The sequence below is a fragment of the Pseudomonas sp. BC42 genome, from assembly GCF_021560055.1.
Classification (GTDB): domain Bacteria; phylum Pseudomonadota; class Gammaproteobacteria; order Pseudomonadales; family Pseudomonadaceae; genus Aquipseudomonas.
This window is the reverse complement of sequence record NZ_CP091067.1, coordinates 2,083,644-2,098,220: the sequence shown is the minus strand read 5'-3', so window position 1 is coordinate 2,098,220 and position 14,577 is coordinate 2,083,644. Positions and strand designations below refer to the sequence as shown.

Below are 14,577 nucleotides of genomic sequence, written 5' to 3'. Positions count from 1 at the left end.
TACCCCTCCATGATCGAACCTGAAGCCCTGCACAAAGAACTGACGGTGGGCCAGCTCGCGGCCCGCAGCGGCGTGGCCGTTACCGCGCTGCACTTCTACGAAAGCAAAGGCCTGATCAAGAGCAACCGCAACGCCGGCAACCAGCGGCGCTATCCGCGTTCGGTGCTGCGTCGCGTGTCCCTGATCAAGGTGGCCCAGCGCCTGGGCATTCCCCTGGCGGAGATCGGCCAGGCCCTGGCGACCCTGCCCGCCGACCGCGCCCCCAGCGCCGCGGACTGGCAGCGCCTGTCGGAACAGTGGAGCCGCGAATTGGACGAACGCATCCGCCAACTGAGCCTGCTGCGCGAACGGCTGAACCAGTGCATCGGTTGCGGCTGCCTGTCCATGGAGGGTTGCCCGTTGCGCAACCAAGGGGACGTGCTGGGTGAAGCCGGCCCGGGCGCCCGCCTGCTGGCGCCCGACGCCGCCACCGACACCCCATAGCCGGCTTCCCTCTTAGGAACCGGCTTGCCGGCCAAGGCTGACTCTCGGGCCTCTTCGCTGGCAAGCCAGCTCCTACAGCGACATCGCCTTCATACCCGTAGGAGCCGGCTTGCCGGCGAAGGCGATCTCACGGGCCTCTTCCCTCGCAAGGCAGATGCCCACTCAGCGCTGGCAGGTAAGAAAACCCGTGGAGCATCGTAAGGAAAAACTTCCCTATGCTAATGTCGCGTCCTGCTTCCTACGACGAGCTTCACTTCCATGCCAAGGACTGCCTCTTTCGAAAAGCCACGCTGGCTGCGTGATCTGCTGCGCTTTCTTCCGCTGAAAAGCCAGTTCGTACTGTCCGGCAACGTCCGCGACCTGCAAGCCAGCGAAGTCGCCCCCGGGGTGATCACCCCCCAACCCTTCAATCTCAATCTGCGCGACGAACTGCTGGCGGCAGGTTATGCCCAGGTCCTGAGCTGGGATCCCCTCGGCGGGCTGCGGGTGCTGCTGCCCCCGGGCAGCGAGCCGACCCAGGCCGACAACCTGCTGCGCGAACTGGGCCTGACCCCGGTGGAAGGCGCGGCGCCAGCGGGCCTCGACCTGCTGTCGGCGACCTTGCCGCGCCTGGTGGAACGCCAAGGCGCGCCCCTGGCCCTGATTGTCGATTTCGCCTCCCGCCTGGTGGTCCGCAACGACGCCCTGAGCGCCGCCGAGCACCAGCTGTTCACCCAGGCCCTGGTGCTGTCCCATCAGGCCCGCAGCCGACCGGCCGGGGAACAGCGCACGCCGTTCTTCAACAGCATCCTCTGGGTGGTGGAGAAGGAAGGCGACCTGCCCGACTGGCTGCTGATCGACAACCCGCGCCTGCGCCCGATTCCGGTGTCCAAACCCGACCAGCAAGCCCGCCAGGCACTGGCACCGGCACTGTTGCGCGGCCTGCCCGGGGCCCAGGAAGCCAGCGACGCAAGCCGCGACCAGGCGGTGCGGGCCTTCGTCGAAAACACCGAAGGCCTGCTGCTGCTCGACCTCAATGCGATCGTGCAACTGGCCCGGGTCGAAGGCCTGGCCATGGAGCGCATCGGCGACGCGGTGCGCCGCTATAAGGTCGGGGTCACCGAAGACCCCTGGTTGAAGATCGACCGCCAGCGCATCCGACAGGCCGACGATTTCATCCGCCAGCGGGTCAAGGGCCAGGGCCACGCGGTGACCCACATGCTGGATATCGTCAAACGCGCCATGACCGGGGTCGGCACCAGCCGCAAGGGCAATCGCCCCCGGGGCGTGGCCTTTCTCGCCGGGCCCACCGGGGTCGGCAAGACCGAACTGGCCAAGACCATCACCAGCCTGCTGTTTGGCGATGAAAGCGCCTACATCCGCTTCGATATGTCGGAATTTTGTGCCGAACACGCCGACCAGCGCCTGGTCGGTGCCCCGCCCGGCTATGTCGGCTACGACGTTGGCGGCGAACTGACCAACGCGATCCGCGAAAAGCCCTTCAGCGTGGTGCTGTTCGACGAGATCGAGAAGGCTCACCCACGGATCCTCGACAAGTTCCTGCAGATCCTCGACGACGGTGTACTCACCTCCGGCCGCGGCGATCGGGTGTACTTTTCCGAGGCGCTGATCGTCTTCACCTCCAACCTGGGCATCTACCGCCAGGGCGACCACGGCGAACGCGTCGCCAACGTGCAGCCCGGCGAAGCCTTCGAGGCCGTGCAGAGCAAGGTCCAGGGCGAGATCGAGCGCCACTTCAAGCTGGTGCTCAACCGTCCGGAAATCCTCAACCGGATCGGCGAGAACATCATCGTCTTCGACTTCATCCGCCCGGACATCGCCGAGCAGATCTTCCAGCAGATGGTCGGCAACATCCTCGCCGACCTGGCGGCCCAGGCCCTGCATGTGCAGCTCGATGACGCCTCTCTGGGCACCCTGCGCCAGCTGTGCCTGCAGGATTTGTCCAACGGTGGCCGGGGCATTCGCAACCAGCTGGAAGCGCACCTGCTCAATCCCCTGGCCCGGGCCCTGTTCGACCAAGACGCGCAGCCCGGCCAATCCTTCGAAGTCCGCCAGTTGCAGGCCGGCAGCCTGCAACTGCTTGCCCGCGCCTCGTGAACATCAGCCTGTCGCGGGTGCACTTCCCGGTCACCACCCTGGGGCCGGGGCAGCGCCTGGGCCTGTGGTTCCAGGGGTGCAGCATTCGTTGCCAGGGCTGCATTTCCGCGGATACCTGGGGCCCGGGCAAGCAACCACTGCCGTTGCACCAGGTGCTGGACGACCTGCAACCCTGGCTGGCCCGGGCCGAAGGCATCACCCTGTCCGGCGGCGAGCCCTTCGACCAGCCCGAGGCGCTGCTGGCCCTGCTGCGCGCCCTGCGCGAACGCACCGCGGTGGACATCCTGGTCTACAGCGGCCATTCCCTGGAGCACCTGCAACCGCTGCTCGAACAAGCCGAAGGCCTGCTGGATGCACTGATCTGCGACCCCTTCGAGCAACAACAGGCGCAAACGCTGGTCCTACGGGGCAGCGACAACCAGCGCCTGATCCTCTTGACCGAGCTGGGCCGCCAGCGTCTGTCCAGCTACCAGCGCCCGTTGCACCAAGGCGACCGCGCGCTGGATGTGATGTTCGACGACGACGGCAGTGTCTGGATGGCTGGCATCCCCCGGCGTGACGACGTGCTGCGTCTGCGCGACCTGCTGCACGCCCAGGGCCACCAACTGCAGATCAGCGCCCACACCTCACGCCGCCGTTAACCGGAACCGCCACCGATGATACGTTTTTGCCCCAATTGCCAGACTGAACGCTCCCTGGCCGAAATCTTCTGCGAAGGCCAGGTGGACCACCGGGCCTGCGGCTGGGAACTGTCCGCCGAAGCGATTCACCCCGAGGGCTGGCGCCCGCAGCCGGTGATCACCGCCGAAGCACTGGAACCCCAGCCCGAGGTCGCAGCACACAGCAGCTCAACCCTGGTCTGCAGCAACGGCCACGCCATGGCGGACGGCGACCTGATGTGCCTGGTCTGCGGCGCCGACCCGCTCGCCGCGGAGCAACAGCCAGCCACCGCGCCCCCAGCCGCCGCCGACAGCGAAACCGTGATCGAAGGCTGGCGCCTGCTGCGGCAGATCGGCAGCGGTGGCGTGCGCGAACGCTTTATCGCCGAACACCGTGAAACCGCCCACCAGGCGGTACTGACCCTCTACCAGGCCGGCGCCGAACCCGACCCTTCGGTGTACGAAGCCCTCAAGCGCCTGCCCCGGGAACACGTGCCGGAGATCATCCTCACCGGCCGCTGGGACGAACGCGCCTTCGAAGTGGCCGAGGAGCTCACCGGCGGCACCCTGGCCGAGCTGGGGATCGTGGTCAGCGATCGGGCGGCGGTCCAACACATCGTCAGAGAACTGGGCCAGGCCCTGCACGCGTTCAGTGAAGCCGGCCTGCGCCACCGCGACCTGCGCCCGGCCACCTTGCTGGTGCGCAGCCGCGAGCCCCTGGACCTGGTGATCAGCGGCTTCGGCTCGGCGCGGCTGTCCGAGTTCGACCTGGACATCGTCTCGCCCCTGGAAACCAGCCGCTACATGGCCCCCGAAGCCATCGCCGGCGGCGTGGCCGCGGCGTCCGACTGGTGGAGCCTGGGGATGATCCTGCTGGAACAGCTGACCCAGGGCGAGTGCTTCGCCGGGATCAACGCCAACGCCTACCTGATCCACGTACTGGCCAATGGCGTGCTGCTGCCGGACGACCTCGACCCGCGCCTGGAGTTGCTGCTGCGCGGCCTGCTGGCGCGGGATCGCCACCAACGCTGGCAATGGCCCCAGGTACAGGCCTGGCTGCAGGGCGAAAGCCCCAGTGTCCCGGACTCGGTCACCCGTGAAGAGGACGCCGACGAAGGCGCCAGCATTGCCCTGGGCAACCGGCGCTTCCGCCGCCCGGGGCCGTTCGCCCTGGCCGCCGCCGAGGTCGAGCACTGGCCCCAGGCCCTGGATCACCTGTTGCGCGGGGTGATCGTCACCTGGGCCGAACAGGCCGGGGTGTCCGCCCGGCACCTGGCCGGCCTGCGCCAGGTGGCCCAGCACCCGGAGCTGGAAGACGACACCCGGCTGATGCTGGCACTGAAGCTGCTGAACCCGGAAATGCCGCTGATCCTGCGCGGCGAGATCGTCACCCCGGGCTGGCTGCTGGAACATCCCCTGGACGGCTACCGGTTGATCAGCGGCCCGGCCCCGGACCTGCTGGAACGCCTGGAGAGCGACCACTGGCTGCTGCGGCTCAAGCTGCGGGCCGAGCAGGTGCGCCAGCGCGCCCAGCACCAGGCCATCGAACTGGACGAGGAGCAGTTGCGCATCTACCTGCTCTCCAGTTCCCGCGCCCATCTGGCCGCGCTATGGGAAGTACGTCAGCGCCTGCTGCCGGACAGCGAGCACCACGGCATCCTGTCCCTGGCCGACCGGCGCACCATCAGCGAAGAAGACCTGATCGTGCTGCTGAGCGCCGCCATCGGTCAGTTCCGCTCGGTGGACGCGATCCTCGAAGAAGCCGCCATCCTGGCCCGCGAAGCCGTGGTCCTGAGTTTCGACACCGACAGCGCGCGCACTCTCCTGGGGTTGCCGCGCCCGACCCTGTATCGGGAGATCGACGAACGCATCAGCGGCTTCGCCCGCTGCGGCGTGCCGAGCGTCGATGAGTGGGCCGAGCAGTTCCGCCTGGAACGGCGCATGCCCCTGGCCAGGGCCCTGGTGCTGCTGGCCATCGCTGCCGAACAGTGGCTGGAGCCGCAAAAGCAGCATTACGTTGCGCAGATCCTCGACTTCTTCGAGAAGAAGGTCGCCAGCGGCGTGCTGCGCGGCCCGCTGGTGCGCATGAGCATCGGCAAGACCACCGCCCGGGTCGACCTCAACGAATTGCACTCCGAACGCAGCCCGGCCCCGGCGCTGCTGGATCACCTGGTGGCACGCAACGCCCAGCCCATCCACCTCGACCCGGCGTGTTTTGCCGAGCATCCACTGCTGGATGCGCGGCTCAACAGCCTGTACCGCCAGAGTTCGCTGTACCAGCGCGACACCGGGATCGACGGCCTGTACCTGGGCTTCCCCTTCCTCCTGACCCGGGACCCGCGAGGCACCACCCGCACCCGCATCGCGCCGTTGCTGCTGTGGCCGGTCAAGCTGCTGCTGGAAGTCGGCAGCCGCGGCAAGGTGGCCCTGGTCTTCGACAGCGAGCGTGAAGAGGTGCGCCTCAACCCGGGCCTCGACACCCTGCTGGGCATCGAGGCCGCCAAGCGCTGGCGCAAGGCCGCCGACGAGTTGCTGGGACGCTCGGCGCTCAAGGCCGCCGATGTCATGGACGCCTTCGGCATGCTGGCCACGCCGGGCTCCCGGGTACTGGGCAACCTGCCGCCGGCCAGCACCGAAGTGCCGCCCTACCAGGATCAACTGGCGTGCGCTGCCGTGCTGTTCCATGTCGCCTTCATGGGCCAGGCCATTGGCGAAGACCTGCGCCAGCTCAAGGCCCTGCCGCCCGGCGGCACCGGGCTGGAAACCGCCCTGCGCCTGAACCCGACGGAGCAGGACAGCGGCGACAGCGCGGCGGTTGCGCCCGCGCCGGAGCTGCAACGCTTCTTTACCGTGGCCAGCGACCCGTCCCAGGAAGCCGCGGTGCTCCAGGCGCGCCAGGCCCCCGGGCTGCTGGTGGAGGGGCCTCCCGGCACCGGCAAGAGCCAGACCATCGTCAACATGGTAGCCGACGCCATCGGTCGCCAGCGCAGCCTGCTGATCGTCTGCCAGAAGCACGCGGCCCTGGAAGTGGTGCACAAGCGCCTGGTGGCCGAGGGCCTGGGCAACCGAGTGGTGATGCTCAACGACATCAACCGTGACCGCGAACCGGTGATCCGCAGTGTCCGCGAACAGCTCGAAGCCCTGTTCAAGGACGATGCCGCCCCGCAGCCCTGGCTGCACCAGCGCGAACGCCTGGCGGCGCGCATCGAGGCCCTGGAGGGCGAGCTGGATCGTTTCCACCAGAGCCTGCACCGCGTCGATGAACACTGTGGCCTGAGCTACCGCCAGTTGATCGGTGAGCTGATCGGCCTGGAACAGGGGCCTGCGGCACTGGACGTCCCGGTGTTGCGCCAGCACCTGGCGGCCCTGGACATCGCCGACCTGACGCGCCTGGAAGAAGCCTGCGCGCCACTGATCCGCCTGTGGCTGCCGGCCCGCTATGAACAGAGCGCCCTGGCCCAGCTCCAGCCGTTTCCCACCGATGCCGCCACCCTGCAAGCCTTCAACGACGGCTTCGAACGCCTGTGGCGCTGCGAGGAGCAGCGCCTGGAAACCCTGCAGGCGCACCCGGCCGACTTTGAAGTGGACGACCCGGCGCCCTACCGGGCCTGGCTCGAACAACACGTGCACAGCCTGCTGGGCCTGGACGATGAACGCCGCCAACGGCTGGCCCGCTGGCTGCCGCTGTTCCGTGGCCACCCCGGGCAGGCGGCGCAAGGCGACGGGCTGATCCAGACCCTGCAGGCCCTGGCTCAGCAACTGGAGCAATGCGACGCGGCGGCCCATCAGGCCGATCTGGCGCCAGGCCTCAGCGCCCTGCCCGCGGCCCAGTTGCGCACCCTTCAGCACCGCGCCCGCGCCGTGATCCAGGGCCGCTCCTGGCTGGCGCGCCTCAACCCGCTGCGCCTGATCCGCCAGCGCCAGTTGCTGGCCTTCCTCGCCGAACAGGGCGCCGCGGCCGAGCCGCAGCGCCTGCCGGAACTGCTGGCGGCGGCCCTGCTGGAAAGCCAGTGGCGGCCCTTGCGCAACCAGTTGCAGCAACTGCATCAACAACTGGGCCTAGCGCAAGTCGCCGACGATTGCGGCCCGGGCCTGCTGCCGCAGGTGCGCCAGGACCTCGGGCAACTGCAAGAGATGCGCGCCCTGGCACTGGCCCTGGCCCAGGCTCCCCGGGTGGAACAGCTGGACGCGGTGGTCCTGACCGGCCAGCGGCAATCGTTGGACAGCCTGCTGGCCGGTTACGACGCCGCCTTTATCCGTCACAGCGTGCGCCAGGACAGCCTGACTGCCCTGCAACGCCTGAATCAGTGGCTGCAACCCGAGCTGCTGGACCAGCTGCGGCAGCGCGTGGAGCTCAACCAGAGCAATCAGTTGCCCCTCAACCGCCTGCGCGAAGCCTTGCCGACCCTGAGCGCCTACCAGGCGTTCCGCGCCCGGGCCGGCCAACTGTCACCGGCCGACCTGCAATGGCTGGCCATCCTGCGCGATTACCAGGACGCCCTCGACGCCATTCCCGCCGAGCAGCTGGAAGCCGTGGTCCGGCGCATGCTCAACCGCGAAGCGCGGCTGGGCTGGAAGCGCCAGATGGAACAGCGCCAGCCCGAGCTGATGCTGGAGCACAGTGAAACCGCAGCGAAGATCGCCAGCCTCGGGCAGGCCGACACCCAGATGCGCAACCTCAACCGCCAGCTGCTCAGCGAAGGCATCGACCTCTCGCGCCTGGGCACCCGCAAACAATGGGAAGACGTGACCCGCCTCACCGGACGGCGTTCGCGCCGCTTGCGCGAATTCATGGAAATGGGCGCCAGCCTGGGGCTGATGAGCCTGCGCCCGGTGTGGCTGATGAACCCGGACGTGGCCAGCCGGGTGCTGCCGCTCAAGCCCGGGCTGTTCGATATCGTGATCTACGACGAAGCCTCGCAGATGCCGGTGGAATTCGCCCTGCCGACCCTGTACCGGGGCCGGGTCACGGTGGTCAGCGGCGACGAGAAGCAGATGCCGCCCACCGCCTTCTTCTCCAGCCGCGTGGAAAGCGACGAGGCCGAACTGTTCGAGGGCGAGCAGCCCGATGCCGACGCCGACGAAGAACAACGCGAGGCCTTCGAGGACACCTGGAACCGCCGCGAAATCAAGGACTGCCCGGACCTGCTGCAACTGGCCCGCAGCGCCTTGCCCGCCACCACCCTGCAGATCCACTACCGCTCGGCCTACCGCGAGCTGATCGGTTTTTCCAACGCTTCGTTCTATGGCAACCGGCTGAGCATTCCGGTGCGTCACCCAGAGGCCAATATCCTCGCCATCAAGCCGCTGGAGCTGATCCGCGTGGACGGCGTCTACCAGCAGCAGGTCAACCCTGACGAAGCGGAACGGGTGGTCGACTACCTGGCCGAGCTGTGGCGGACGCCCTACGCCGAACGGCCTTCGGTGGGGGTGGTGACCTTCAACCGCAAGCAGGCCGACCTGATCGAGGAACGCCTGGAACTGCGAGCCGAGCAGGACCCGCTGTTTCGCGCCGCCTACAGCGAGGAACGCGAACGCAGCGAGGACGGCGAAGACATGTCGGTGTTCGTCAAGAACGTCGAGAACGTCCAGGGCGACGAGCGCGACATCATCGTGTTTTCCTCGACCTTCGGGCGCAACAGCCAGGGCAGCTTCCGGCGCAACTTCGGGGTGCTGGGGCAGACCGGCGGCGAACGCCGGCTCAACGTGGCGGTGACCCGGGCCCGGCGCAAAGTGGTGATGATCACCTCGATGCCGATTGCCGATATCTCCGACATGCTCACTACCCAGCGCCCGCCCGCCAGCCCGCGGGACTACCTGCAAGGCTACCTGGAGTACGCCCGCGCCCTGTCGTCCGGGGAGTTCGCCAGCGGCCACAACCTGCTGCAGCGCCTGGTTACCGAGCGCCAGGACGCCCGGGCCCGGCCCACCGCCCACAGCGACGGTTTCACCCAGGCGGTGGCGGCGTTCATCCGCTCCCTGGGCTGGAGCCCGGTCAGCGCCAACGAAGGGGATGCCTTCGGCCTGGACTTTGCCATCGAGCACCCCGATACCGGGCTCTATGCCCTGGGCATCGAATGCGACACCCCGCGCCACGGGCTGCTGGCCCGCGCCCGCTCCCGGGAGATCTGGCGCCCGTCGGTGCTGCGCCGGGCCATTCCCCACCTGCACCGGGTCTCGTCCCAGGCCTGGTACCAGGACCCCCACAGCGAACGCGCACGCCTGCAGGCCGCCATCGAGCAGGCCCTGCAACCGTTGGCCGGCAGCGCAGCGCCAACGCCACCTCAAACCCTGGCTGACACGGAGCAAACCCCATGAGCGGCCCGAAAGTGGTGCGAATCGTCACCCGCGAAGAAATCCTCGACATCTGCGCCGGCCACCTGCGGCGCCTGGAGCAGGCGATCGCCCGCTGGGAAGCGCAGGCGCAACGCCTGGGGCAACTGAGCGAAGAGGAACGAGCCGCGACCCACGGCCGTCTTCAACAGTTGCGCCAGTTGATCGAAGCCGATCGCCTGCTGGATCTGCAGAAACAGGTGCCGATCGAAATCGACTTCCTCAAGGACGATCTGCAACAACGGGAACACCGCGCCGTGCAGCAGGTCGCGCAACAGCGCCAACTGGCCCGCCGTCAGCGGGAAAACGCCGCCACCCTGCTGGGCGCGCTGCAAGGCAAAGCCCTTCCAGCCGAGTGGCTGCAACAGTTGCAGGCGATTGCCGAAGGCCAGCCCGTGGCGGCGGTCGAGTCGATCCTGGCCCAGGGTTTCGCCAGCCTCGGTGCCGCAGCCGAAGAACAGGGCCTGAGCGAGACACAGCGGCAACTGGCCCGACGCCTGCAAGGCGACAGTCCCTCCCAGACCCTGGCCCAATGGCGCGCCGCCCATGAACAAAAGGAACCCAGGCTGGAACGCATCGAGCAGCACATTGCCCAGTTGCTGACCCTCGATGATCAGGCCAGCGCCGAACCCTACCTGGCCACCTTGCGCCTGATCGACGCCGAAACCCGCGAGCCACGGCGCAACCTGCTGCTGGACAGCCTGGTGCTGGAACTGGCCCAGGCCACCCGCGACAGCCAGGAGCGCCGCGCGCGCCTGGCGCACCTCCAGGCACTGGCCAGCGAAGTGGCGAGCGTGTGCCCCGCTGCCGCCGAGGAAGAACTGTCCCGGGCCGAACAGTGCAGCCTGGCCAACATGGCGCCAGTGGATGAGCTGATTGCCCGCTTCAGCACGCTGATCGAAGCCGAACTGCAACAGCGCGCCGCCCTGGCCCGTCGTCAGGCGGTGCTCGAAGGCCTGGCTGGCCTGGGCTACGAAGTCCGCGAGGGCATGGCCACCGCCTGGGCCAAGGATGGCCGGGTGGTGCTGCGCAAGAGCGCCACGCCGGGGTACGGCGTGGAAGTCGGGGGCAACGCCGACAACGGCCGCCTGCAGGTGCGAGCGGTCGCCCTCAGCGCCCAGCGCGATACCCGGCGCGACAAGGACATCGAGACCATCTGGTGCGGTGAGTTCCAGCGGCTGCAAGCCCTGCTGGCCACCCAGGGCGACGACCTGCGCATCGAAAAGGCCCTGGCCGTCGGCGCCGTGCCGCTCAAGGAAGTGCTGCTGGACGACGCCCAGCAGGAATACCGGGAGCAGGCGCAACAGCGCACCTGACCCGCCGCGCCTTGTGGGGACCGGCTTGCCGACGAAGGCGATTTGCGCGCCTCTTCGCTGGCAAGCCAGCTCCAACAATCCGCCTCTTCGTAGCAACCGGGGATCGGGCGGTGCTCAGAAGCCGGGGGCGATCTGGCCCTTGTAGCGAGTCAGGATGAATTGGCGCACGGCGTCGGAGTTCAGCGCCTTGGCCAGTTTCTGGATCCGCGGGTCGTCGCGGTTGTCCGCACGGGCCACCAAAAACTCGATGTACAGGTCCTTGCCCTTCTCCACGATCAGCGCGCTGTTGGTGTCGATCCCGGCCTCCAGGGCGTAGTTGGCGAACACGAACGCCAGGTCCACCTGGCTCACCGAACGGGCCAGCAAGGCGCCTTCCAGCTCACGGATCTTCAGGTGCTTGGGGTTGTCGAGGATGTCGCGCTGGGTGGCCAGGGTGTTGCTCGGGTCCTTGAGCTTGATCAGCCCGGCTTCGTGCAGCAGCACCAGGGCGCGGCCGGTGTTCACCGGGTCGTTGGGAATCGACACCGTGGCGCCGTCCTTGAGCTCGGCAATGGTCTTGATCTTGGTGGAATAGGCGCCGAAGGGCTCGATGTGCACCCCCACCACCGGCACCAGGTCGGTGTGCCGGGTCTTGTTGAAATCATCGAGGAACGGCCGGTACTGGTAGTAGTTGGCGTCGAGGTTCTTCAGGGCCAGTTGCTGGTTGGGCTGGATGAAGTCGGTGAAGACCTTGATGTCCAGGTCCACGCCTTCCTTGGCCAACTCGGGTTTGACGAATTCGAGGATCTCGGCGTGGGGCACCGGGGTGGCCCCCACCACCAGCTTCTCGTTGGCGTGGACACTCAAGGACAGTACGGCGGCCAGGATGGCCAGGATCTTGTTCATGGGTTGCTCCTAAGGCAGATACGGACAGCCGTCGTGGGGTGCACGTGAGGCCGGTTTTTTCAGGTTGTGAATACGTTGGGTCAACGTCGGCTGTAGTGCGCCACCAGGCGGTCGCCGGTCATCTGCAGGCCCTGCACCAGCACCAGGAGCAGGATCACGGTGACCAGCATCACGTCGGTCTGGAAGCGCTGGTAGCCGTAACGGATCGCCAGGTCGCCAAGGCCGCCGCCACCGATCACCCCGGCCATGGCGGTGTAGTCCACCAGCACGATGGCGGTCACCGTGACCGCCGCCAGCAGGCCGCCCCGGGCTTCGGGCAACAGGGTGTGGCGGATGATCTGCCAGGTGCTGCCGCCCATGGCCTGGGTCGCCTCCACCACCCCGTGGTCCACTTCCCGCAGGGCGGTTTCCACCAGCCGGGCAAAGAACGGCGTGCAGCCCACCACCAGCGGCGGGATGGTCCCCGGCACGCCGAGGGAGGTGCCCACCAGCAGGGTGGTCAGGGGAATCAGCACGATCAGCAGGATGATGAAGGGCAAGGAGCGCAGCACGTTGACGATCAACGACAGCAGCCGATACAGGCCCGGGGTTTCGTGCAGCTGGCGCTTGCCGGTGAGAAACAGCAACACCCCCAGGGGCAGCCCCAGCAACACGGTGAAGCCCAGGGCCGCCCCGAGCATGCTCAGGGTGTCGAGACAGGCCTGGGCGATGTCGGCCCAGTAGAGGTGCTTGAACCATTCGGCCATGGCGTCAGGACCAGTCGTGACGCGGCGGCTTGATGCCATTGAGCAGCCAGTTGCCCACCACGTGGTACTTCCAGCGCACCGGGTCGTGCAGGGTGTGGACCCGGGCATTGCGCCAGTGGCGGTCGAAGTTGTGGCGCTTGAGGGTCGAGCGGGTGCCGCCCAGTTCGAACAGCTTGTTGCTGGCCTCGATGGCGATCTCGGTGGTCAGCACCTTGGCCCGGGCCACCGCCACGGAAGCCAGGGCGACATTGTCTTCATCGGGGGCCGGACGCGCCGCGTCCAGGGCCAGACCGGCGCGCTCCAGCAAGGCTTCGGCGGCCTCCAGGCGAATGTCCAGGGCCCCCACCTGAATGATGGTCAGCGGATCGTCGCCGGCCTTGTCCACCCCGGCATCGATCCATGGCCGGGCGTGCTCGGTGACGAAGTCGACGGTGTCGCGCAGCGCCGCCCGGGCAATCCCGGCGTCGATGGCCGCCGTGGTCAGCTGGGCGAAGGGCCCGGCCAGGGTCGGACGCTCATAGGAGCGGTAAGTGGGGAACAGATTGAAGGCCGGCACCTTGAGGTCTTGTGCCAGCACCGTGCCGCTGGAGGTGGTGCGCTGGCCGATGCTGTCCCAGTCGTCGAGCACCGCCAGCCCCGCGCTGCCCCGGGGCACGAAGGCCAACTGACCCCGGCCCTGTTCATCCAGGGCCAGTACCGCCAGCCAGTGGGCATACAGCGAGCCGGTGCAGTAGCCCTTGCGGCCGTTGATCACATAACCGTCACCTGAACGACGGATGCTGGCCTGGATGTCCTGCACGTTCTTGCCGCCGGTTTCCGACAGCGCGTTGGCAAAGCGATGGCCTTGCAGGGCCAGGGCGAAAAAGTGCGCCTGCTGCTCCGGGGTACCCTGCAGGCGAATGTCTTCCAGCAGGCAGTAATGGTTCTGCGGGATCTGCCCCAGGGACGGATCGGCGGCGGAAATGATCGCGATCACCTCGGCCAGTACCGCGTAGGACACCTGGGCGCCGCCGAACTCCCGCGGCACGCTGATGCCCCACAGGCCACTGTTGGAATACAGGTCAAGCAGCTCCACCGGCACCTGGCGACTGCGGTCGCGTTCGGCGTCCTGCTCCAGCAGGACCGCCGCCACTTGCCGGGCCACGGCAAGGGCCTCGGCACCATCGCGGATCACCTGGGCGGCGGGAGTGTGCAGGGGATAAAAGGCGGATTCAGGCAAAGAAGACATACAGCGCTCTCGGGCGGATGAAGGTTGCAGGCTGTCATTGCAGCTTCTGTGCCGAAAAATCGGGCCTTTGAATTCAAGGGTTTACCGGCCGTAGCAGGGGATTGCCCAGCGGGCCACCGGACAAATTGCTGGAGCACTGTTGCCGGGCCAACAGTGAAATGCTGTTGCCCGGACGACACCTCGTCGGTCCATGCCAGTGCCGGGGATACCCGGGTATAGAGTGAAAGCGGCTCGATCCGGCGACGGACCGGTTTGCCCCAGACAACATCAAGGAGAACCCCAGATGAGCGTCAACCCCATTCCCGAAGGCTTCAGCGGCGTCACGCCGTACCTGGGCATCAAGCGCGCCGCCGAGGCCATCGAGTTCTACAAGCAGGCCTTCGGCGCCGAGGAAAGCATGCGCCTGGACATGCCCGACGGTAGCGTCGGCCATGCCGAACTGCGCATCGGCGGCTCGGCCATCATGCTCGGCAGCCCCTGCGAACAAACCCCGATGGACAGCCCGGACACCCACAAGACCTCGGTCGGACTGCACCTGTATGTGGAAGATGTCGACAGCAGCTTCGCCCGGGCGATTGCCGCCGGCGGCACCGAGGTGTCGGCGGTCAAGGACCAGTTCTACGGCGACCGCAGCGGCAGCCTGCGCGATCCGTTCGGCCATGTGTGGTTCCTGGCCAGCCGCAAGGAAACGCTGAGCGCCGAGGAAATCGCCCGGCGGGCGCGGGAGATGTTCCAGCAACAGGCCGGCTGAGCCCTCTAGCCAGCCAAGGCCTGTAGGAGCCGGCTTGCCGGCGAAGGCGCCCTTGCGGGCCCGTTCGCGGACAAGCCCG

The 14,577-nt window shown here is 67.7% G+C and carries 9 protein-coding genes; 6 read left to right on the top strand and 3 right to left on the bottom strand.

Going from position 1 to position 14,577, the window contains the following annotated elements:
• The first annotated feature begins 9 nt into the window (after nucleotides 1-9).
• From soxR to L1O02_RS09900, 5 genes are all read left to right on the top strand, one after another.
• On the top strand, nucleotides 10-483 hold the full coding sequence (soxR, locus tag L1O02_RS09920) for a redox-sensitive transcriptional activator SoxR (RefSeq protein WP_060840336.1): 474 nt from the start codon (nucleotides 10-12) through the stop codon (nucleotides 481-483).
• A 258-nt stretch (nucleotides 484-741) separates the two neighbouring features.
• Complete coding sequence (locus L1O02_RS09915; RefSeq protein WP_235759804.1) at nucleotides 742-2,580, top strand: AAA family ATPase; 1,839 nt, start codon at nucleotides 742-744, stop codon at nucleotides 2,578-2,580.
• On the top strand, nucleotides 2,577-3,221 hold the full coding sequence (locus L1O02_RS09910; RefSeq protein ID WP_235759803.1) for a 4Fe-4S cluster-binding domain-containing protein: 645 nt from the start codon (nucleotides 2,577-2,579) through the stop codon (nucleotides 3,219-3,221). Before L1O02_RS09915 ends, L1O02_RS09910 begins: the two co-directional genes overlap by 4 nt.
• 15 nt (nucleotides 3,222-3,236) lie before the next feature.
• Complete coding sequence (locus L1O02_RS09905; protein WP_235759802.1) at nucleotides 3,237-9,557, top strand: AAA domain-containing protein; 6,321 nt, start codon at nucleotides 3,237-3,239, stop codon at nucleotides 9,555-9,557.
• Nucleotides 9,554-10,888: a hypothetical protein gene (locus L1O02_RS09900; protein ID WP_235759801.1), complete on the top strand. Its 1,335-nt coding sequence runs from the start codon at nucleotides 9,554-9,556 to the stop codon at nucleotides 10,886-10,888. Before L1O02_RS09905 ends, L1O02_RS09900 begins: the two co-directional genes overlap by 4 nt.
• Before the next feature lie 114 nt (nucleotides 10,889-11,002).
• On the opposite strand, the gene L1O02_RS09895 is transcribed toward L1O02_RS09900, so the two are convergent.
• From L1O02_RS09895 to L1O02_RS09885, 3 genes are all read right to left on the bottom strand, one after another.
• Entirely contained in the window at nucleotides 11,003-11,773 is a 771-nt protein-coding gene (locus L1O02_RS09895; RefSeq protein WP_060844238.1) for a MetQ/NlpA family ABC transporter substrate-binding protein, read from the bottom strand.
• 80 nt (nucleotides 11,774-11,853) lie between these two features.
• Nucleotides 11,854-12,519 (bottom strand): methionine ABC transporter permease, encoded by a 666-nt coding sequence (locus L1O02_RS09890; protein WP_060844239.1) that lies wholly within the window; start codon nucleotides 12,517-12,519, stop codon nucleotides 11,854-11,856.
• A gap of 4 nt (nucleotides 12,520-12,523) precedes the next feature.
• The gene (locus L1O02_RS09885; RefSeq protein WP_129406346.1) at nucleotides 12,524-13,747 is read right to left on the bottom strand and encodes an SfnB family sulfur acquisition oxidoreductase; all 1,224 of its coding nucleotides are present in this window, start codon (nucleotides 13,745-13,747) and stop codon (nucleotides 12,524-12,526) included.
• Nucleotides 13,748-14,030: 283 nt separating this feature from the next.
• Here L1O02_RS09885 and L1O02_RS09880 point away from each other — a divergent pair, with 283 nt between their 5' ends.
• A complete protein-coding gene (locus tag L1O02_RS09880) occupies nucleotides 14,031-14,498 on the top strand; it encodes a VOC family protein (RefSeq protein ID WP_060840344.1) in 468 nt (155 codons plus the stop codon).
• The last annotated feature ends 79 nt before the right edge of the window (nucleotides 14,499-14,577 follow it).